This is a genomic window from Paraburkholderia panacisoli (genome assembly GCF_008369935.1).
GTDB lineage: Bacteria > Pseudomonadota > Gammaproteobacteria > Burkholderiales > Burkholderiaceae > Paraburkholderia > Paraburkholderia panacisoli.
Genome location: NZ_VTUZ01000002.1, coordinates 89,808 through 109,350, shown reverse-complemented (window position 1 = coordinate 109,350; position 19,543 = coordinate 89,808). Strand labels below are relative to the sequence as shown.

Here is a 19,543-nt window from a genome sequence, read left to right as displayed (position 1 = left end):
GCAAGGGGGATGTCATGGGTAGCAGATCGATTCTGGCCATGCGGGCCGTGAGCGAACTTGCGGCGAGTCATCGCTGGAAGGTGCTGGGAGTGGGATTCGCAGCGAACGCCAGCTTTTCCGCCGCTTTTTCCGGTATTCCGACGACGGCGGTGTTTTTACGTTCGGGCTATCACCTGAACAATCACGGCTTGGGGCTGGTGCTCGGCATGCTCGGGCTCGGCATTGCGCTCAGCGAGTTGCCGTGGGGCTTGCTGACCGACCGCTGGGGCGATCGCCGGGTGTTGCTGCTCGGCCTGCTGTCGACTGCCGCCGCGCTTGCCGGCCTCGCCTTGTTCGTCGCGCCGAGCGGCGCTCGTGTGCCCAGCGTGACGACGCTAGCGCTCGGCCTGCTGCTGGTCGGGTTGCTCGGCGGCAGCGTCAACGGATCGAGCGGCCGCGCGGTGATGGCGTGGTTTCGCGAGGGCGAGCGCGGGCTGGCGATGAGCATCCGGCAGACCGCGGTGCCAGCAGGCGGCGGGCTCGGCGCGTTGATGTTGCCGGCGCTCGCATCGCGTTGCGGATTTGCGAGCGTTTATACGGTATTGGCGCTCGCGTGCGCGATCACGGCGCTGTTCGCGTGGCTGTGGTTGCATGAACCGTCGCACGTTAGCGCTGATGGAGAGGGCGTCGGACGGACGGTCGGGCACGCGAATGGATCGAGTGCGGCCATGAGCGCCGGGATGCCCCGCGCAAACGCGGCAACCAGCACGGCGATGCATGGCTCAAGCGCAGCAGCCGGCACGGCGCTGCATGGCGCCAGCGCGGTAGCCGCCGCGCCAGCCAGGAGATCTCCGTTGCGCGACACCCGCATCTGGCGCGTGGCGCTCGGCGCTGGGGCGCTGTGCGTGCCGCAAATCGCCATTGTCACGTTCGGCACCGTGTTCCTGCATGACTTCAGCCGAGCCGGCGTGCTGGCGATCAGCGTGACGATGGCCGCGGTGCAGACGGGCGCTGCGATCGCGCGGGTCTGGAGCGGCAGCTGGACCGATCGGCGGGGCAATCGGCGGGAGTACATGCGCATCTGCAGTCTGTTGACCGCCGGGTTGTTCGCGTTGCTGGCGCTGCTGACCGGGCTCGCCGGTTTGCATCACGCGGCGATGGCCGTGATGTTCGCGCTGATGATCGTGCTGGGCGGCGTGAGCGCGTCGGCATGGCACGGCGTCGCCTTCACGGAGCTCGCCACGCTGGCCGGGACGAGCCGCGCGGGCACGGCGCTCGCGATCGGCAATACCTGTGTGTTCCTTATGCTGTTCCTGACGCCGCTTGCGATTCCGCCGTTGCTGTCCGTCGGTTCGTGGCCGATGGTGTGGGCGGTGGCCAGCGCGTGCGCGTTGATCGCGTTGCCGGTGTTTCCGCGCGCGGTGCCTAAGGGCGGCGCGCAAACGGCGCGAGCCTGCGACGCCACCTGATGCGGGCGCGGTGGCGGCGCGAGTCGCGCAGAGTCATTGCGTCTTAACCGGAAATGGGCGACGCGAGTATGTCGAAAATACTCAGTCCGGATAATAAATTTTTATCTTCTTTTACAGCTGGAATCAGCTATCAGGTTATCGCCGGAGGACCCATCCGATTTTCGTCGCGTGGCAGGGGTGATTTTATCGCCGCTCTGGCAGCTTGGTTCGCCGTCACGCGGCAGATTAAAGTGTGCTCCGTGGCTTCGCTTCTTCTAGCGCGTGCGCAAATCATTCCTACAACGAATGCGATAAATCGCGGCTCATCTTCGAAGCATTCTGGCGAACAGTCCGCATTCATTCTGCCCGGCTTGCGCACGATGCCGGTAACATCGCCTGGAAGGGGCGGCAAGCGTGTTGCAATATCCGCCGCTGGCTCAAGCGCTCGACGAATATCGCCGCGATATCGCCGAGAAAACACCGGAGCGTTTACGTAGCGACGGGCTCGCATTGATCGGCAAATGCTGCGCCATGCTCGACGGCGTCGAGCAGCAGGCGACTTTGCTCGCGTAGAGCGTTGTGGTTGGAGCGCTTGCGGCGGCGCGGACATGCACAAGTGCGCTTTCACGAGGCAGTGCAAGCGAGTGCAGCCGGATGCAAGAAAATGCAGCCGCGCGCGTGAAAATCAGGCTGAAAAGCGGGAGGGCGAAAAAAACGCGGCCGAAGCCGCGTTAAAAGATTTGGAGACATCCTTCGATGAAGGAGTCACTTCTCGCAAAAGGAAGCATAGCCGAGATGCCGCGATTGATTTAGTTCAAAATCCGCAATTAACTGTTCGAATAAGGCGATGAAATCGTCCTGCGAGGCCGCTCGGTTGATCGGAAGTTCGACGCACAGGTGCCCTCAACACGCACGGTTCGTACACACGCTCACGAACGTCTTGGCCCAAGATCATCTGCGCGAATAACTACGGACAACTACCCAACGAGCACCCAGCCAGCGGCCGCCGCGAACACACCTCAACACCGGCGCCGGTCAAGCCCACTCCCGCGCGCCGACATGCACCAACGATTTGCACTAGTATGGCGTGGCGCCGCGCGTGACCGACCGATCGGTGCGGCGGTGCATCAACGTCCGGAGAAGACCATGATTACGCTACGAAAACTGAATCTGGCTGTGGTGTTGTGGGCGCTGGCGTCGGGGGTCGCGTTCGCGGACACGGTGGATCTGAAGGCGGACCTCGAACCTTCGAGCGAAGTGCCACCTCGGGTGAGCCATGGACACGGGATGCTGAACGCCACCTTCGATACGTCGACCCAATCGCTGCAATGGACCATCACTTATGAAGGCCTGAGCGGTCCGGCCACCGCAGCGCATTTCCACGGACCCGCGCCGGTCGGTCAGAACGCGAAGATCCAGGTGCCGATCGACAAGGGCGCGCTCGCGAGCCCGATCAAAGGAGCGACCAAGCTCACCGAGCAACAGGTCACGGATCTGATGGCCGGGCAGTGGTACTTCAACGTGCACACCGCGCAGAACCCGATGGGCGAGATTCGCGGACAGGTTTTGCCGGCGAACTAGGCGGCACGCTCGGGATGCCCGGTGGCCGGGCCTTCGCCCGGCATTAGACGCCACCGTCCACCGGCGCAACGCTGAACGCACGTACCATGACGGGACAGTTACGAAGGAGCGCGTCCCGATGAGTTGGCAAAGTGCACTCGCATGCTGGTATCTGCGCAGGCAGTTTCGACCGGAGACACTCAAGCCGCGCGTCGATGTCGAGAGAGCGCGTGCGCTGACCGAGAAGCGCGTCTGGTCGCCGAGTGTGCCGCGCGGCTGGCGTCTGCGTGAAACCTACGGCGCGCACGACGCGCCTCTGCGCGGCGAATGGCTGGAGCGCGTTGACGGCGCGCCGGCTGCTCATGCGCCGGCCGCCACCGTGCTGTATTGCCACGGCGGCGGCTACTACTTCTGCTCACCGCGCACGCATCGCTCGATCGTGTTCGGACTGGCGACGCGCGCCGATGCGCGGGTCTTTTCGCTCGATTACCGTCTCGCGCCCGAGCATCGCTACCCGGCGGCGCTCGATGACGCGCTCGCGGCGTATCGACGCTTGATCGCGATGGACACGGCGCCTGAGTCGATCGTGATTGCCGGCGATTCAGCCGGCGGCGGCCTTGCACTCGCCACACTGGTGGCGCTGCGCGACGCCGGCGATCCGCTGCCGGCAGGCGGCCTGCTGTTCTCGCCATGGACCGATCTGGCCGCGGCCGGCGCGAGCATCCGCGGCAACGACAGCGTCGATCCGATGTTCTGCGGCGCCGCGATCGCGCGGGCCGCGCAGGTCTATCTCGGGGACAGCCCGGCCACCGATCCTTACGCGTCGCCGGTCTACGCCGACCTGCATGGCTTGCCGCCGCTGTTCATGATGGCCGGCAGCACGGAAGTCTTGCTCGACGATTCGCAACGTGTCGCCGACAACGCGCGCGCAGCGGGTGTCGACTGCGAATTCGAAGTGTGGAAGGAGATGCCGCACGTATGGCCGATGTTCGCGCCGTTCATCCCGGAAGCGAGCCGTGCGCTCCAGCACGCGGCGGCCTTCGTGCGACACGCGACGAGCCGCGCCGCGAACACCGCGCCAGCGGCCGCTCAGGCGTCGAGCGTGATATCGAGAGTCTGATACACGGCCTCGATCGTTTCGTTGCCGTACTGCCGCTCCAGCCGCCGCACCGTGAAGTGCCCGTGCGCGACTTGCTGGAAGTGGTCGATGAACACCGTATTGACCATCGCCCCCAGCACCGCGCCGATCGCCGGAATGGATTTGGCGGCGATCTGTTCGCTCACCTGCACCGAAAAGCGCGCGGCGATCGCGTTGAGCAGCCGCAGCAGCGCCGCCGAGCCATGCGAGCTGAACCCCTTGGTCGCGATTTCGGACGACGCCTTCGACACCGCCTGCGCGAGCGCGCCGCGCATGAAGAAGTAGCCGAGCTCGGCGTCGTCGTCTTCGCTCGACGTTCCGCCCATGCCGAGCACCGTCAAACACTGCAGCTGCGTTTCGATCGACGACAGATCCTCGCCCTCGCTGCGCCCGATGTCGCAGATCGAGCGGAACATCAGCGTGGTCGTGACCGGCAATTCGACCGGCAGCGCGAACACGCCGAATGCGCCGCCGGCCGCACCGGTGGTCGCCACCGCGAACTTGTGCAGCAGGTTGCTCGGCTTGTCGGGCGCGATCAACGAGCCGGCGTCGCGCCGGCCCAGCGTGCGCAGCGCGATCGACAGGCACTTGCGCAACGCCAGCTCGGTCGCGTCCGTGACTTTTGCGTTGGCGAATGCCGGCATCCGCGCCAATAGCTTCTCCAGCGGCGCGCCGACGATGCTCGCCAGCTTCATCGCCAGCGCGGGGCTTTCCAATTGGTGTTTCGCGCGCCGCAGCGCATTCAGGTCCAGTTCCGATAACGGTGATGCGAGCGAACTCGGCTGCATGTGCCTCCCTGGCATCATGTGGTGGGCATTCTTCGGTTGATTGCCGGCACGATGGCTCGCGGCGGCACGTTCCGCTTAGAGCGTCGCACCGTGGTATGATTCCCAATCTTTTGACGAGTCAACTGTTGCTCCATCAAAAATGGCTGTCCATACCGCGGCCCACCACTCGAGTGGGCAAGTTTTACCCTTCCGTGAATCCTTGCTGGCGATGCTCGGCATTTCGTTCGTCACGATGCTGGTCGCGCTCGACCAGACTGTGGTCGGCACGGCATTGCCCACCATCGTCTCCGAACTCAGAGGCTTCGAGCTGTACGCGTGGGTCGCCACGTCGTATCTGCTGACCTCGGTGATCACCGTGCCGATTTTCGGCCGCCTCGGCGACTATTACGGCCGCAAGCCGTTCGTGATCGCGTCGATCGTCGTGTTCACCGCGGCGTCGGTGCTGTGCGGCGCGGCCAACAACATGCTGTTTCTGGTGCTCGCGCGCGGCTTGCAGGGCATCGGCGGCGGCATGCTGGTCGGCACCGCGTTCGCTTGCATTCCCGATCTGTTCCCCGACTCAGTCGTGCGTTTGCGCTGGCAGGTGCTGATGAGTTCGGCGTTCGGCATTGCGAATGCCGTTGGGCCGTCGCTGGGCGGCTTCCTCACGCAGTACTACGGCTGGCGCTCGGTGTTCTATGTGAATCTGCCGGTCGGCCTGCTGTCGCTGTTTTTCGTCTGGCGCTTCCTGCCGCATCTGCGGCACGTCGAGCATGCGGGCAAGATGCGGCTCGACTGGCCCGGCGCCGCGCTGATCGCGGTGGCGCTAGGTTCGCTGCAATTGTTCGTCGAGCTGCTGCCGAAACATGGCGTGACCTTGAGCGCGTTCGCGCTGCTCGCGCTGAGTATCGCTTCGGGTTACGCGCTGTGGCAGTGGGAAAAGCGCTGCCCGACAGCGATCCTGCCGGTCGACATGTTCCGCAACCGCAGCCTGGCCGCGCTCTTCACGCTGGCCGTGCTGGGCGGCTTCACCATGTTCTCGCTGCTGTTCTACGCGCCGCTGCTGTTCCAGGGCGGCTTCGGCATGTCGCCGAAAGATGCGGGGCTCGTCATCACGCCGCTGGTCGTGTTCATCACGATCGGCAGTATCGCCAACGGGCGCATCGTGTCGCGCGTGAGCAATCCGAATCTGATGCTGTACATCGGCTTTGCGCTGGTTGCGCTGTCGTGTCTCGGCGTGGTCGTCGCCACGCGTTCCATGCAGCAGTGGGTGTTGATGGCGTTCATGGTGGTGGGCGGGCTGGGGCTCGGCTTCGTGATGCCGAACCTGACGATCTTCGCGCAGCAGACGGCCGGCCGCGAACACCTCGGCATCGCGACGGCGCTCCTGCAATCGCTGCGGATGATCGGCGGGATGATCGGCACGGCGCTGACCGGCACGCTGGTGAGCCATATGTACGCGAGCGGCGTGCGCAGCGCGCTCGACAGCGCGAACGCATCGCACTGGTTCGCCGAGCTCGGCGATCCGCAAATCCTGATCAACCGGGACGCGCAAACCACCCTGGTCGAACAGTTGACGCATGCGGGCCACAACGGCGCAATGCTGCTGGAAAGCGCGCGCGAAGCACTCGTTGGGGCGATTCATCTGGGCCTCGCGATGGCGGCGATCATCGCGGTGGTGTCGGTATGGCAAAGCCGCCGCGTGCCGCCGATCAAACTGCAGCGCAAGCTAGAGCCCGTGATTCACGCGGACTGATTGTCAGATTCACCGTTTTACTGAGCACATCATGGAAGATCAGGACCGCGTCGCCGTCATGCAGCAATTTGGTCGCACTTATCGGGCGTTCATGTCGGCATTCGAGGCGCAAGTCGGCCACCCGTTGCCGCGCTGGCGCATTCTGCTCGCGTTGCACGAGCAGGCAGGCGAGTCGTCGCAGAAGCGGCTGGTCGAGCGCCTGCGAGTCGATCCGGGCGCGCTCACGCGGCAGTTGAAGACGCTGGAAGGATTGGGCTGGATTGCGCGCAGCATGGATACGCGCGATAACCGCGTGACCAATGTGCGCCTGACGGAAGCGGGGCAGTCCGCGACCGAGGCGAGCTTGCCGCGTCGCAATGCGTTTTTGCACGACACGATGGCCGGGCTGCCGGATGAAGCGTTGAGCGCGCTGTCGGGCGCGTTGAAGATGCTCGAGGTGAGGATTGGCGAAGTGGCGGCTGCGGCCAATGCCGCTGCTGGGGCGGTTGCCGGGCAGGCGGTTGAAGCGGCGGGTAGTGGCGCGCCGCGTCAGTTGTGATTCACGCGCCCGCTGGGCTCATCGGGGCCGCCGCGCTCAAGGCGTCTCAGTGTGGCCGGCAAGCTCGCTGAATCGCCAGCCCCGTCAAAGCTGATTTGCCTGACACGGCAAGCCGTGCCGCGAACGACGCGCCGCATCACCGCCCAGCGCGCCGTTTGCGGAACCCTCAAAAGAACGTTTCGATCACCTCGGTGACGCGATACGCCGGATCGACCACCAGCACCTGACGCCACTTGTCGAACGTCAGACACGGGTGCGAGATGTCGAACGCGATCATGTCGCCCACTTTCAGATCGGCGCCGGCGGGAATCCGCAGATACGCGTGCTGATCCATCAAGCCGAAAATCTCCCAGCCTTCGCTTGCCGCGATATCGCGCGGCGCTTCGCTGCCCGGACGATAGTGGCGCGCCGGTTCCGGCAGGCCCGCGTCGAAAGCGGAGTCGCGCTTGCCGAGACCGATGATCGCGCGATCCGGCTCGGGAATCGACTGCACGTAGGCCCACAATTGCAGCGCCGGCAGCAAACCCTCGCCCATCTTCTTCGCCACCGGATTGCGCGCGAAGATGTCCGTCTGCGCCTTGCGATAGATGCCGACGTCATGCGTCAGATAGCAGCCGGGGCGCAGCACGACCTCGACCTTGCCGGTTTCCGACGCCTTCACGAATTCTTCCGCGACCACGTCGTACCACGCCGAACCCGCGCCCGACAGCACCGCCGGCGTGCGCGCGAAACGCCCCTCTTCGACGAGCGCACGCGTGACCGCGACCGCGCCTTGGAGGAATTCGCGCACTTCGTGCTCTTCCTTCAGCACGCCCTCGTACAACTCGACGCCGGCGAGCTTCAGCACGTCCGGATAGCGAGCGATCGCGTCGAGCACGGCGTTGCGCTGCGCTGCGTCGCGCACGCCCGTGCGGCCGCCCGGCACGCCGAGTTCGAGCAGCACTTGCAGCGGTTTTTTCACCGACGTGAAGAACTCGCCCAACTGCTCGACGCCTTCGGCCGAATCGACGAGGCAGAAGAATTCGAAGTCCGGATCGCTCAGCAACTCGGCGATGATCATCATGTTGCGCCGGCCGACTAGCTGGTTGGCCATCAGGATTCGCGAGACCCCGCCGTGATACGCCGCGCGCACCTGATGCGCGGTGGCGAGCGTGATGCCCCACGCGCCGGTTTCGAGCTGACGGCGAAACAGTTGCGGCGCCATGGTGGTCTTGCCGTGCGGCGCGAGCTTCACGCCATATTCCGCGACGAAGGCCTGCATCCACTTCAGGTTGTGCTCGACGCGATCCGCGTACAGCACGGCGGCGGGCAGGCTCACGTCTTCATTGAGCAGATTCCATTCGAGACGCGCGGTGTCCGTGAGCTGGATGCTGGCGCCCGGAACCATGCCCAAGCCCTTGCTATAAGGATCAATCGTTGCGCCTTGATAGTTTGTAACTTTCATGTCTCCTTGCTCCATCGGCCAGTTAAATTGAATCAGATTTGACTTTACCATGTTACCGAAAGTACGATGGCCGGAGAAATGTTATTTAGTACCAAGGCTTGGCGAAGGCGCGTTGTCAGTCGTCGCAGGCCTTCGCGCGATTCCCCCACAGTCCGCAATGAACTTGACCGCCGAACCGCTGGCCTTCGACATCGTCGCGCGCATCGCCGAATGCGCGCCCGAACTGCGTTCGGCCGAGCGCAAGGTCGCCGCGCTGATCCTCGACGATCTGACGGGCGCTTCGCGTGCCAGCATCGGCGCGCTCGCGCAGCAGGCCGAGGTGAGCGTCGCGACCGTCACGCGCTTTGCCAAGGCGGTGGGTTGCCGCGACGTGCGCGAGCTGAAGCTGCGGCTCGCGCAAGCGGCCGCGGTCGGTCAGCGCTTCCTGCAGCCGGGTCACCCCGGCGACGCGCCCGAGCCGATCGCGACCCGCGTGTTCGATGAATTGCAAACTGCGCTGGCCCATAATCATCGACTGCTGCGCCAGGCGCCTTTGGGCGACGCGGCGGCCGCGCTGCGCGCGGCGCGCATGATCTACGTGTTTGGCATGGGCGGCGGCTCGACCGCGCTCGCCGACGAGATGCGCTTTCGGCTCGTGCGTCTCGGCCGGCCGGTCGCGACCTATCAGGACGGCTTGTTGCAGCGCATGGTGGCGAGCACCGTGTCGCGCGAGTGCGTGGTGATCGCGTTGTCCACCACCGGGCGTGTGCCCGAGATGGTCGAGAACTGCAAGATTGCGCGCAGCTACGGCGCGACGGTGATCGCGCTTACCGCGCCCACCTCGCCGCTAGCGAAACTCGCTGATTGGGTGATCCCGATCGTCGCGTTCGAGACCGATTTTATTTACAAGCCGTCGTCGTCGCGCTACGCGATGATGATGGCGCTCGATGTGCTCGTCACCGAACTTGCCGTCAGCCAGGGTGACGAGAGCCGCGAATTGCTGCGCCGCATGAAGCACGCGCTCGACGCGCACCGCGGCGGCGGCGATCGACAACCGTTAGGAGACTGATTCATGCATTCGCATCCCGAAGCCGCCGATACGCTGATCGTCGGCGCGCAACTATATGACGGCACCGGCACGCCGCCCGTCGAGCGCGACGTGGCGGTCCGCGACGGCCGCATCGTCGCGATCGGCAATCTGTCCAACTGGCTCGCCGAAGAAGTGATCGAGGCCGAGGGCCGCGCGCTGGCGCCGGGTTTCATCGACGTGCACACGCACGACGACACGCACGTGATCCGCTCGCCGCAAATGCTGCCGAAGATCACGCAGGGCGTCACGACGGTGATCGTCGGCAATTGCGGGATCAGCGCGTCGCCGGTGGCGCTCAAGGGCGATCCGCCTGATCCGATGAACCTGCTCGGCGACCGCGACGCGTTCCAGTACCCGACCTTCGCCGAGTACGTGAAGGCGGTGAACGCCGCGCGTCCGGCGGTGAATGTCGGCGCGTTGATCGGGCACACGGCGTTGCGCAGCAATCAGATGGACCGGCTCGATCGCGCGGCGACGCCGCAGGAAATCGACGGCATGCGCACGCAGCTCGAAGAGGCGTTGGCCAACGGCGCGCTGGGTCTGAGTTCGGGGCTCGCGTACGGTTCGGCGTTCGCCGCGCCGACCGAAGAAGTGATGGCGTTGGCCGAGCCGCTCGCCGCCGCCGGTGCGCTGTACACGACGCACATGCGCACCGAGTTCGACGCGATTCTCGACGCGATGGACGAGGCATACCGCATCGGCCGTCATGCGCATGTGCCGGTAGTGATCTCGCATCTGAAGTGCGCGGGCCCGTCGAACTGGGGACGCAGCGAAGAAGTGCTGCAGTCGCTCGAAGGCGCGCGGCGCATGCAGCCGATTGGCTGCGATTGCTATCCGTACAACCGCAGTTCGTCGACGCTCGCTCTGAAGCAGATCACGGGCGATATCGACATCACGATCACGTGGTCCGAGCCGCATCCGGAGGTGGCCGGCAAGCTCCTGAAGGAGATCGCCGCGCAGTGGGGCGTCACGCAGCAGGAAGCGGGCAAGCGCCTGCAACCGGCGGGCGCGGTGTATCACAACATGTCGGAAGAGGACGTGCGGCGCATCCTGTCGCATCCCGCGACGATGGTCGGCTCGGACGGTTTGCCGAACGATCCGCTGCCGCATCCGCGCTTGTGGGGTGCCTTTCCGCGCGTGCTCGGCCATTACGCGCGCGACGCCGGTCTGCTGCCGCTCGAAGAGGCCGTGCGCAAGATGACCAGCCTGTCGGCGCGTCGGTTTGGCCTCACGCAGCGTGGTGAGGTGCACATCGGCTATCACGCCGACCTGGTGCTGTTCAGCCCGGACAAAGTGCGCGACGCGGCGACGTTCGAGAACCCGCAGCAAGCAGCCGACGGGATCGACGCGGTGTGGGTGAACGGCGTGCTGTCGTATCGCGATGGCGCGGTCACGGGCGAGCGTGCCGGTCACTTCGTCGCGCGCGGCGCGGCGTCGAAAGGTGACGCGCACGGCGCGTTCTGATTTTTTAATCGATTGATTGTGGCGGGCGCGGCGCTGGTGCCGAGCCCGCGCCGGACTTTATGAGGAGTGTGAAGATGAAGCGTTATGGCGTTGAAGGCGGAAAGGGAACGGGCGGTCAGCATATGCCGTTTGCACGAGCGGTCGAAGCGGACGGCTGGCTGTTCGTGTCGGGTCAGACACCGATGGAAAACGGCGAAGTGATCAATGGCGGGATCGTCGAGCAATCGCATAAGGCGATTCAGAACGTGTTCGCCATTCTGAAGGAAGCCGGCTATGGCGCGGAGCATGTCGTGCGCTGCGGCGTGTGGCTCGACGATCCGCGTGACTTCGCGTCGTTCAACAAGGTGTTCCGCGAGTACTTCGGGGACAATCCGCCGGCGCGCGCCTGTGTGGTTTCGTCGATGGTGATCGACTGCAGGGTGGAAGTGGATTGCGTCGCTTATAAGAAGCCGACGGCTTAACGGGTTGTCGCTGAGGGCGAGGCCCTCAGCGACAACCCGATGGCTTGTTTATTGCCGGGCCAGACGCATGTTGTCGGGCATCGGCAAATTGTAGTTGGTGCGGAACGGGTTGATGTCCAGTCCGCCGCGCCGCGTATAGCGCGCGTACACCGCCAGCTTGACCGGCTTGCAGGCTTTCATCACGTCGATAAAAATCCGCTCGACACACTGCTCGTGAAAGCCGGTGTGATTGCGGTAAGAGATGATGTAGCGCAGCAGTGCCGCCTGGTCGATCTGCGGGCCGACGTAATGAATCTGCACGCTGCCCCAATCGGGCTGTCCGGTCACTGGACAGTTCGACTTCAGCAGGTTGGAGAACAGCGTTTCCTCTACCGGCGCTTCATCGTGCGCCGCGCTCAGTAGTGAAGCGTCCGGCTGATAAACGTCGGCGTCGAGATCCAGCCGATCCAGCGACAGACCTTCGAACTCTTCCATCTGCAGCTTGCCGAACTCGTGCGGCGTCGCCAGATGAACTGACACAGTCGAGCCGCAAGCCGTGGACACATCGCGTTTGATCGTGTCGCGCACCACCTCGATCGATTCAAAGGCCGTCTGCGCGAACGAGCCCAGATAGAGCTTGAACGACTTCGACTCGACGATGTTCGACGAGTCGGCCGGCACGAAGAAAGTCGCCACCGCGATCTGCGGCTTGCCGCGCTTGTTCAGCCACGACAACTCATACGCATTCCAGATGTCCGTGCCGAAAAACGGCAATTGCGCGCCGATCCCGATTGCCTCGCGTGCGGTTTTGCGCGCAATCGGAAACAGCAGCGACGCGTCGTACTGTTCGGTGTAAGTGGAGGCTTTACCCAGCGGAGATTGTTCGGGTGTCATGATGCATTCACGATGCCACTCAGCACGTGCCCGGTCGCCGTCACGACGCGGGCCGATTCGCAATGGCCAATTTGGTCGTCGAAGAAAAAGTCCGGCTCGAACTCGCGCAGGAACGCGCTCTTGTCGAGGCCGCCGAGGAACATCGCTTCGTCGATTTCGATGTTCCACGCCATCAGGGTGCGGATCGCGCGCTCGTGCGCGGGCGCCGAGCGCGCCGTCACCAATGCCGTACGAATATGCATCGGCGCGGCCTGGTCCGCGAGTTTTTGCAGCCGGTGCAGCGCTTCGAGCAGCGGCTTCAACGGACCGTCCGCGAGCGGCAGGTCCTTGTTGTGAGTCTCGTGGCCGACGAAGGCGCGCAAGCCGTCCTTCTGGAACACGCGCTCGGCTTCGTCGGAAAACAGCACCGCGTCGCCGTCGAACGCAATGCGGATTTCGTCCGGATACTTGCTCGCCATTTTCGCCGATTCGGGCAACACGCGCGCGGCGGGAAATCCGGCGGCCAGCGCGTCGCGCACGTCCTGCTGATTCGCGGACAGAAACAGCGACGCGTTCAACGGCTTCAGATAACCGAATGGCGCGCGTCCCCGTGTGAAGACACCGCGCTCGATCGCGAGCCCATGTTCACGGCACGAATGAAACGCGCGCAATCCGCTGATCGGATCGCTGCGCGACAGGATCACCACTTCGACGCGATGGCCGCCGGCGTTCAATGCCAGCAGCTTGCGGATCAGCGGAAACGCGACGCCCGGTTTGGCCGGCACGTTCAGCCGGTCGCGCTGCAAGGCTTCATAGGCATGCAGGTCGCCTTCCTCGTACACGCGGTTCTCTTCCTCGAAGTCGAACAGCGCGCGCGACGAGATTGCCACCACCAGTTTGTCGACGAGCGAAAGAGCCATCTGCGCGTTTCAATCCCAGGAGATCAGGCGAGGAAAAGGCGATACACCGGGTTTTGCGTCTCTTCCCAGTACGGATAGCCGAGCGTCGCGAGAAAACGGTCGAACTCCCCGGTCTCGCTCGTGGGCACCTGGATGCCCACCAGGATCGAACTGTAATCCGCCCCCTGGTTGCGATAGTGGAACAGGCTGATATTCCAGTTCGGCGCCATCGACGACAGGAACTTCATCAGCGCGCCCGGCCGCTCCGGAAACTCGAAGCGGAACAGCCGCTCGTCATGCGCGAGCGGCGAGCGCCCGCCGACCATGTAGCGGATGTGCTGCTTCGAGAGTTCGTCGAAGGTCAGGTCGACGGTGGCGAAGCCGTGCGCTTCGAACGCGCCCGCGATTTGCGCCGACTCGCTGCGATTCCTGATCTGCACGCCAACGAAGATATGCGCCGAGTTCGCGTCCGCGATCCGGTAGTTGAACTCGGTGACGCTGCGCGTGCCGACCAGTTCGCAGAAGCGCCGGAAACTGCCGCGCTCCTCGGGGATCGTCACCGCGAACACCGCTTCGCGCGCCTCGCCGACTTCGGCGCGCTCGGCGACGAAACGCATGCGGTCGAAGTTCATGTTCGCGCCCGACGTGATCGCGATCAGCGTCTGGTTCTCGATGCCTTCGCGCTCCGCATACTGCTTGGCTCCGGCGACCGCCAGCGAGCCCGCGGGTTCGAGCACGCTGCGGGTGTCCTGGAACACGTCCTTGATCGCCGCGCACAGCGCATCGGTGTCCACGAGCAGCACGTCGTCGAGATATTCGCTGCACAGCCGGAAGGTTTCTTCACCGACCAGCTTCACCGCCGTGCCGTCCGAGAACAGGCCGACTTCGTTCAGCGTGACCCGCTCGCCCGCTTTCAGCGATGCGGCCATCGCGCACGAATCGTCGGTCTGCACGCCGATCACCTTGATCTCCGGGCGCACCGATTTCACATACGCGGCCACGCCGGCCGCGAGTCCGCCGCCGCCGATCGGCACGAAGATCGCGTGAATCGGTCCCTGATGCTGGCTGAGAATCTCCATCGCGACGGTGCCCTGGCCCGCGATCACGTAAGGGTCGTCGAACGGATGCACGAAGGTCAGGCCGCGCTCTTCCTGCAACTTCACCGCATGTGCGTAGGCGTCGCTATACGATTCGCCGAACTGCACCACCTCGACCGTCGGGCCGCCGTGTGCGCGCACGGCATCGACCTTCACCTGCGGCGTCGTGACCGGCACCACGATGATCGCCTTCACGCCCATGCGTGCCGCCGACAATGCCACGCCCTGCGCATGATTGCCCGCCGATGCGGTAATCACCCCACGCCCCAGCGCTTCGGCCGGGATATGCGCCATCTTGTTGTACGCGCCGCGCAGCTTGAACGAGAACACCGGCTGGTTGTCCTCGCGCTTCAGATAGACCGGGTTGCGCAGCCGCGCCGACAGGTTCGGCGCGCGTTCGAGTTCGGTCTCGCGGGCCACGTCGTAGACGCGCGCGGTCAGGGTTTTTTTCAGGTAGTCGTGGGAGGCCATGCGAGTGGCGCGATGCGCGCTGTGAGACGGGAAAGGGTCAATGATAGCGCCAACGGTGCGCGCGCTGGCCTTCTGCTTATCCGCGAAAGCCGCGCCGCAGAGGGCCTCCCGACCGTTCGGTCAGTCAATTCTTCGCATGCGCGTCACAAGGCGATTCCGCGCGAAAACGCGCAAAGCCCTGTCACAGCTCCGATTGCAGCCGTCAACGCGGGGCGGAATCATGCGGTAGAATTCCGTTTTGGAATAAGGATCGGAAGATGCACTGGCAGCCTCGGATCGCCCACTTGATGCCCGTCCCGCGTGAGTCTTGTCCCGCGGCGCAGCGTCACGTTCGCCACGCACGATCGTGTAGTTATATCTGAGCGCCGCGAAGCGACCGACGTGGGTAGGCCGTCGGGCGTGCTTCGCTCCCTAGAAGATTTCCAGGCATTGCGCCCCTCGCGCACCGTCAGCCGACGCCTCATTAAAAAACGCGCGGTTGACCTACAGAGTCGTCCAACATGAACGCACCTCAAGTTTTCGATCCGCACGGGGCCGCCAACGCGGTGGCCGCCGATCCCGAAGCGCGTCTGCGCGAAATTCCCTATAACTACACGTCGTTTTCCGACCGCGAAATCGTCATTCGCCTGCTGGGCGACGACGCGTGGTCGATACTCGCCGAACTGCGCGCGGAACGCCGCACCGGCCGCTCGGCGAGGATGCTGTACGAAGTGCTCGGCGATATCTGGGTCGTGCGCCGCAATCCGTACCTCCAGGACGATCTGCTCGACAATCCGAAGCGCCGCGCGCTTCTGATTGAAGCGCTGCATCACCGTCTGTCCGAGATCGAGAAGCGCCGCCGCGCCGATCTGGTCGAACATGGCGACGAAGCAGGCGTGGACCGTGCCGCCCGCGTCGAAACCCTGGTGCAGGCCGCGCGCCGCGCGGTCGACGAGTTCGCGAGCGAATTCCAGAAGACCTACGATTTGCGCCGCCGCGCGACCAAGGTGCTGGGCAAGGTCACGGAAAAGGACAACATCAAATTCGACGGGTTGTCCCGCGTGTCACACGTGACCGATGCGACCGACTGGCGCGTCGAATACCCGTTTGTCGTGCTCACGCCGGACACCGAGACCGAAATCGCCGGCATGATCAAGGCGTGTTTCGAACTGGGTCTGACCGTGATTCCGCGCGGCGGCGGCACCGGCTATACGGGCGGCGCGGTGCCGCTCACGCCGTTCTCGGCCGTCATCAATACCGAAAAGCTCGAGCAGCTCGGCGCGGTCGAGATGACCGAACTGCCGGGCGTCGACCGCAAGGTCGCGACGATTTTCTCCGGCGCGGGCGTCGTCACGCGCCGCGTGACCGAAGCAGCCGAGCAGGCCGGCTTCGTGTTCGCAGTCGACCCGACCTCGCTGGATGCTTCTTGCGTCGGCGGCAACGTCGCGATGAACGCGGGCGGCAAGAAGGCGGTGTTGTGGGGCACGGCGCTCGACAACCTCGCGTGGTGGCGCATGGTCGACCCGGAAGGCAACTGGCTCGAAGTCACGCGCCTCGACCACAACATGGGCAAGATTCACGACATTGAAGTCGCGCGTTTCGAGCTCAAGTGGTTCGACGGCAACTACGCGCCGGGCGAAAAGCTGTTGCGCACCGAATCGCTCGACATCAAGGGCCGCGTGTTCCGCAAGGAAGGTCTCGGCAAGGACGTCACCGACAAATTCCTCGCCGGCCTGCCGGGCGTGCAGAAGGAAGGCTGCGACGGGCTGATCACGTCCGCGCGCTGGGTGCTGCACAAGATGCCCGCGCACACGCGTACCGTCTGCCTCGAATTTTTCGGCCAGGCGCGCGAGGCGATTCCGAGCATCGTCGAAATCAAGGACTACCTGTTCGAGACGTCGCGCCAGGGCGGGGCGATTCTCGCGGGCCTCGAACATCTGGACGAGCGCTATCTGCGCGCGGTCGGCTATGCGACCAAGAGCAAGCGCAATGCGTTTCCGAAGATGGTGCTGATCGGCGACATCGTCGGCAATGACGCCGACGCGGTCGCGCAGGCTACCTCGGAAGTCGTGCGGATGGCCAACGGCAAGAGCGGCGAAGGCTTCGTGGCGGTCAACGCCGAGGCGCGCAAGCGGTTCTGGCTCGACCGCAGCCGCACCGCGGCGATCGCCAAGCACACCAACGCGTTCAAGATCAACGAAGACGTGGTGATTCCGCTCGACCGCATGGGCGAATACACGGACGGCATCGAGCGCATCAACATCGAGTTGTCGATCAAGAACAAGCTGCAACTGGTCGACGCGCTCGAAGCGTTCTTCAAGGGCGGCAAGCTGCCGCTCGGCAAGAGCGACGACGCCAACGAAATCCCCAGCGCCGAGCTGCTCGAAGATCGTGTGCAACAGGCACTCGATCTGCTCGCGCGCGTGCGCACGCGCTGGGAATTCCTGCGTGACAAGCTCGACCTGTCGGTGCGCGAGGCGCAGCACTATCTGGTCGGCCTCGGCTACGAAGCGCTGGCGGAGAAGTTCGCCGACCGCGCCGACCAGCAACCCGACGCGACCGTGTTCCACATCACGCAGGACCGCACGATCCGCGTGTCGTGGAAGCAGGAAATCCGCGCTGAATTGCGGCAGATTTTCAACGGCGGCGAGTTCAAGCCGATCCTCGAAGAGGCCCAGGCGATTCACAAGCAGGTGCTGCGCGGCCGCGTGTTCGTCGCGCTGCACATGCACGCGGGCGACGGCAACGTGCACACCAACCTGCCGGTCAACTCCGACAACTACGAGATGCTGCAGGACGCGCACACTGCGGTCGCACGCATCATGAAGCTGGCGCGTTCGCTCGACGGCGTGATTTCGGGCGAGCACGGCATCGGCATCACCAAGCTCGAATTCCTGACCGACGAAGAGATCGGCGAATTCCGCGCGTACAAGCAGCGCGTCGATCCGCATGGCCGCTTCAACGCGGGCAAGCTGCTCGAAGGCGCGGACCTGCGCAACGCGTACACGCCGAGCTTCGGCCTGATGGGTTACGAATCGCTGATCATGCAGCAGTCTGACATCGGCGCGATTTCCGAGTCGATCAAGGACTGTTTGCGCTGCGGCAAGTGCAAGCCGGTCTGCGCGACCCACGTGCCGCGCGCCAACCTGCTGTACAGCCCGCGTAACAAGATTCTCGCCACCTCGCTGCTGGTCGAGGCGTTCCTGTACGAAGAACAGACGCGCCGCGGCGTGTCGATCAAGCATTGGGACGAGTTCAACGACGTCGCCGATCACTGCACCGTCTGTCACAAGTGCGTGACGCCGTGCCCGGTGAAGATCGACTTCGGCGACGTGACGATGAACATGCGCAACCTGCTGCGCAAGTTGGGCAAGAAGAAGTTCAATCCGGGCAACGCGGCGGGCATGTTCTTCCTGAACGCCACCAATCCGCAGACCATCAAGCTCGCGCGCACCGCGATGATGGGCGTCGGCTACAAGGCACAGCGCCTCGGCAACGAAGTGCTGAAGAAGTTCGCGAAGAAGCAGACCGCGCATCCGCCGGCCACGGTCGGCAAGCCGGCGGTCACGCAGCAGGTGATCCACTTCATGAACAAGAAGATGCCGGGCAACCTGCCGAAGAAAACCGCGCGCGCGTTGCTCGATATCGAAGACAACAAGATCGTGCCGATCATCCGCAATCCGAAGACGACCACCGCCGATACGGAAGCGGTGTTCTACTTCCCGGGCTGCGGCTCCGAGCGGCTTTTCTCGCAGGTCGGTCTGGCGACTCAGGCGATGCTGTGGGAAGCAGGTGTGCAAACCGTGCTGCCGCCGGGCTACCTGTGCTGCGGCTATCCCCAGCGCGGCTCGGGCCAGTATGACAAGGCCGAGCAGATCGTCACGGATAACCGCGTGCTGTTTCACCGCGTCGCCAATACGCTGAACTATCTCGACATCAAGACGGTGGTGGTGTCGTGCGGTACCTGCTATGACCAGCTCGCCGGCTACGAATTCGAGAAGATCTTCCCCGGCTGCCGGATCATCGACATCCACGAATTCTTGCTGGAGAAGGGCATCAAGCTCGACGGCGTGAACGGCGTGCGCTACATGTACCACGACCCGTGCCACTCGCCGATCAAGACTATGGACCCGGTCAAGCTGGTCAATCAGCTGATGGGTTCGGAAAAAGACGGCTACAAGATCGAGAAGAACGATCGTTGCTGTGGCGAATCCGGCACACTCGCGGTGACACGTCCCGACATTTCGACACAGGTCCGCTTCCGCAAGGAAGAAGAGATTCGCAAGGGTGCGGCCAAGCTGCGCGGCATTCCGCTCGTGGCCGAAGCCGGCGCGAACGCAATCAATCCGGCCAATGCATCGGCCGGTGCGGCGGGTGCGCCGAACGGCTCCGTGCTCAAGGCCGGCGACGGCCCGCAGTCGAACGGCGCCACCGACGTGAAGATCCTGACGAGCTGCCCGTCCTGCCTGCAAGGGCTGTCGCGCTACAACGAGGACGCGAACACCGAGGCGGACTACATCGTCGTCGAGATGGCGCGCCACGTGTTGGGCGAAGAATGGATGGCGGACTACGTTCAACGGGCGAACAATGGCGGAATCGAGCGCGTGCTGGTTTAATGGCA

At 64.3% G+C, this 19,543-nt stretch carries 14 protein-coding genes and 1 pseudogene; 10 read left to right on the top strand and 5 right to left on the bottom strand.

Annotation, left to right across the window (positions count from 1 at the left end; translation table 11 throughout):
• The first annotated feature begins 14 nt into the window (after window positions 1-14).
• The 4 genes and pseudogenes from FVF58_RS03055 to FVF58_RS03045 all read left to right on the top strand — a co-directional run bounded on the left by FVF58_RS03055 (window position 15) and on the right by FVF58_RS03045 (window position 4,107).
• Complete coding sequence (locus FVF58_RS03055; protein WP_246216913.1) at window positions 15-1,448, top strand: MFS transporter; 1,434 nt, start codon at window positions 15-17, stop codon at window positions 1,446-1,448.
• Between the two features lie 369 nt (window positions 1,449-1,817).
• A pseudogene (locus FVF58_RS51180) lies at window positions 1,818-2,000 on the top strand (hypothetical protein); the annotation flags it as partial.
• 573 nt (window positions 2,001-2,573) lie between these two features.
• Window positions 2,574-3,008 carry a CHRD domain-containing protein gene (locus FVF58_RS03050; RefSeq protein WP_149668453.1) on the top strand — a complete coding sequence of 145 codons (435 nt, stop codon included), beginning with the start codon at window positions 2,574-2,576 and terminating at the stop codon, window positions 3,006-3,008.
• A 118-nt stretch (window positions 3,009-3,126) separates the two neighbouring features.
• The gene (locus FVF58_RS03045; protein ID WP_149668452.1) at window positions 3,127-4,107 is read left to right on the top strand and encodes an alpha/beta hydrolase; all 981 of its coding nucleotides are present in this window, start codon (window positions 3,127-3,129) and stop codon (window positions 4,105-4,107) included.
• Here the strand turns inward: FVF58_RS03045 and FVF58_RS03040 are convergent.
• Window positions 4,077-4,913, bottom strand: a complete 837-nt coding sequence (locus FVF58_RS03040; protein WP_149668451.1) for an EcsC family protein — start codon at window positions 4,911-4,913, stop codon at window positions 4,077-4,079. The genes FVF58_RS03045 and FVF58_RS03040 overlap by 31 nt on opposite strands.
• A 139-nt stretch (window positions 4,914-5,052) precedes the next feature.
• On the opposite strand from FVF58_RS03040, the gene FVF58_RS03035 reads away from it, so the two are divergent.
• Entirely contained in the window at window positions 5,053-6,648 is a 1,596-nt protein-coding gene (locus tag FVF58_RS03035) for an MDR family MFS transporter (protein WP_149668450.1), read from the top strand.
• Between the two features lie 31 nt (window positions 6,649-6,679).
• Window positions 6,680-7,186, top strand: coding sequence for a MarR family winged helix-turn-helix transcriptional regulator (locus tag FVF58_RS03030; protein WP_149668449.1), 507 nt, complete (start codon window positions 6,680-6,682; stop codon window positions 7,184-7,186).
• Window positions 7,187-7,352: 166 nt separating this feature from the next.
• Here the strand turns inward: FVF58_RS03030 and FVF58_RS03025 are convergent, their stop codons facing one another.
• A complete protein-coding gene (locus FVF58_RS03025; RefSeq protein WP_149668448.1) occupies window positions 7,353-8,630 on the bottom strand; it encodes an amino acid deaminase in 1,278 nt (425 codons plus the stop codon).
• A gap of 157 nt (window positions 8,631-8,787) precedes the next feature.
• Here FVF58_RS03025 and FVF58_RS03020 point away from each other — a divergent pair, with 157 nt between their 5' ends.
• The 3 genes from FVF58_RS03020 (at window position 8,788) to FVF58_RS03010 (ending at window position 11,624) form a co-directional block, all read left to right on the top strand.
• Window positions 8,788-9,678: a MurR/RpiR family transcriptional regulator gene (locus tag FVF58_RS03020; protein WP_149668447.1), complete on the top strand. Its 891-nt coding sequence runs from the start codon at window positions 8,788-8,790 to the stop codon at window positions 9,676-9,678.
• A gap of 3 nt (window positions 9,679-9,681) precedes the next feature.
• Window positions 9,682-11,163 (top strand): N-acyl-D-amino-acid deacylase family protein, encoded by a 1,482-nt coding sequence (locus tag FVF58_RS03015; RefSeq protein WP_149668446.1) that lies wholly within the window; start codon window positions 9,682-9,684, stop codon window positions 11,161-11,163.
• Window positions 11,164-11,237: 74 nt separating this feature from the next.
• On the top strand, window positions 11,238-11,624 hold the full coding sequence (locus tag FVF58_RS03010; protein WP_128586072.1) for a RidA family protein: 387 nt from the start codon (window positions 11,238-11,240) through the stop codon (window positions 11,622-11,624).
• Between the two features lie 48 nt (window positions 11,625-11,672).
• On the opposite strand, the gene queF is transcribed toward FVF58_RS03010, so the two are convergent.
• From queF to ilvA, 3 genes are read right to left on the bottom strand one after another with little or no spacing between them, the layout of a single operon-like run.
• Window positions 11,673-12,497, bottom strand: a complete 825-nt coding sequence (gene queF / locus FVF58_RS03005) for an NADPH-dependent 7-cyano-7-deazaguanine reductase QueF (protein ID WP_149668445.1) — start codon at window positions 12,495-12,497, stop codon at window positions 11,673-11,675.
• Window positions 12,494-13,396 (bottom strand): 5'-nucleotidase, encoded by a 903-nt coding sequence (locus FVF58_RS03000; protein ID WP_149668444.1) that lies wholly within the window; start codon window positions 13,394-13,396, stop codon window positions 12,494-12,496. Before FVF58_RS03000 ends, queF begins: the two co-directional genes overlap by 4 nt.
• Before the next feature lie 23 nt (window positions 13,397-13,419).
• Window positions 13,420-14,985 carry a threonine ammonia-lyase, biosynthetic gene (ilvA, locus tag FVF58_RS02995; protein WP_281291132.1) on the bottom strand — a complete coding sequence of 522 codons (1,566 nt, stop codon included), beginning with the start codon at window positions 14,983-14,985 and terminating at the stop codon, window positions 13,420-13,422.
• Window positions 14,986-15,443: 458 nt separating this feature from the next.
• Between ilvA and FVF58_RS02990 the strand changes: the two genes are divergently transcribed.
• A complete protein-coding gene (locus tag FVF58_RS02990) occupies window positions 15,444-19,538 on the top strand; it encodes a DUF3683 domain-containing protein (protein ID WP_149668442.1) in 4,095 nt (1,364 codons plus the stop codon).
• Window positions 19,539-19,543: the final 5 nt, after the last annotated feature.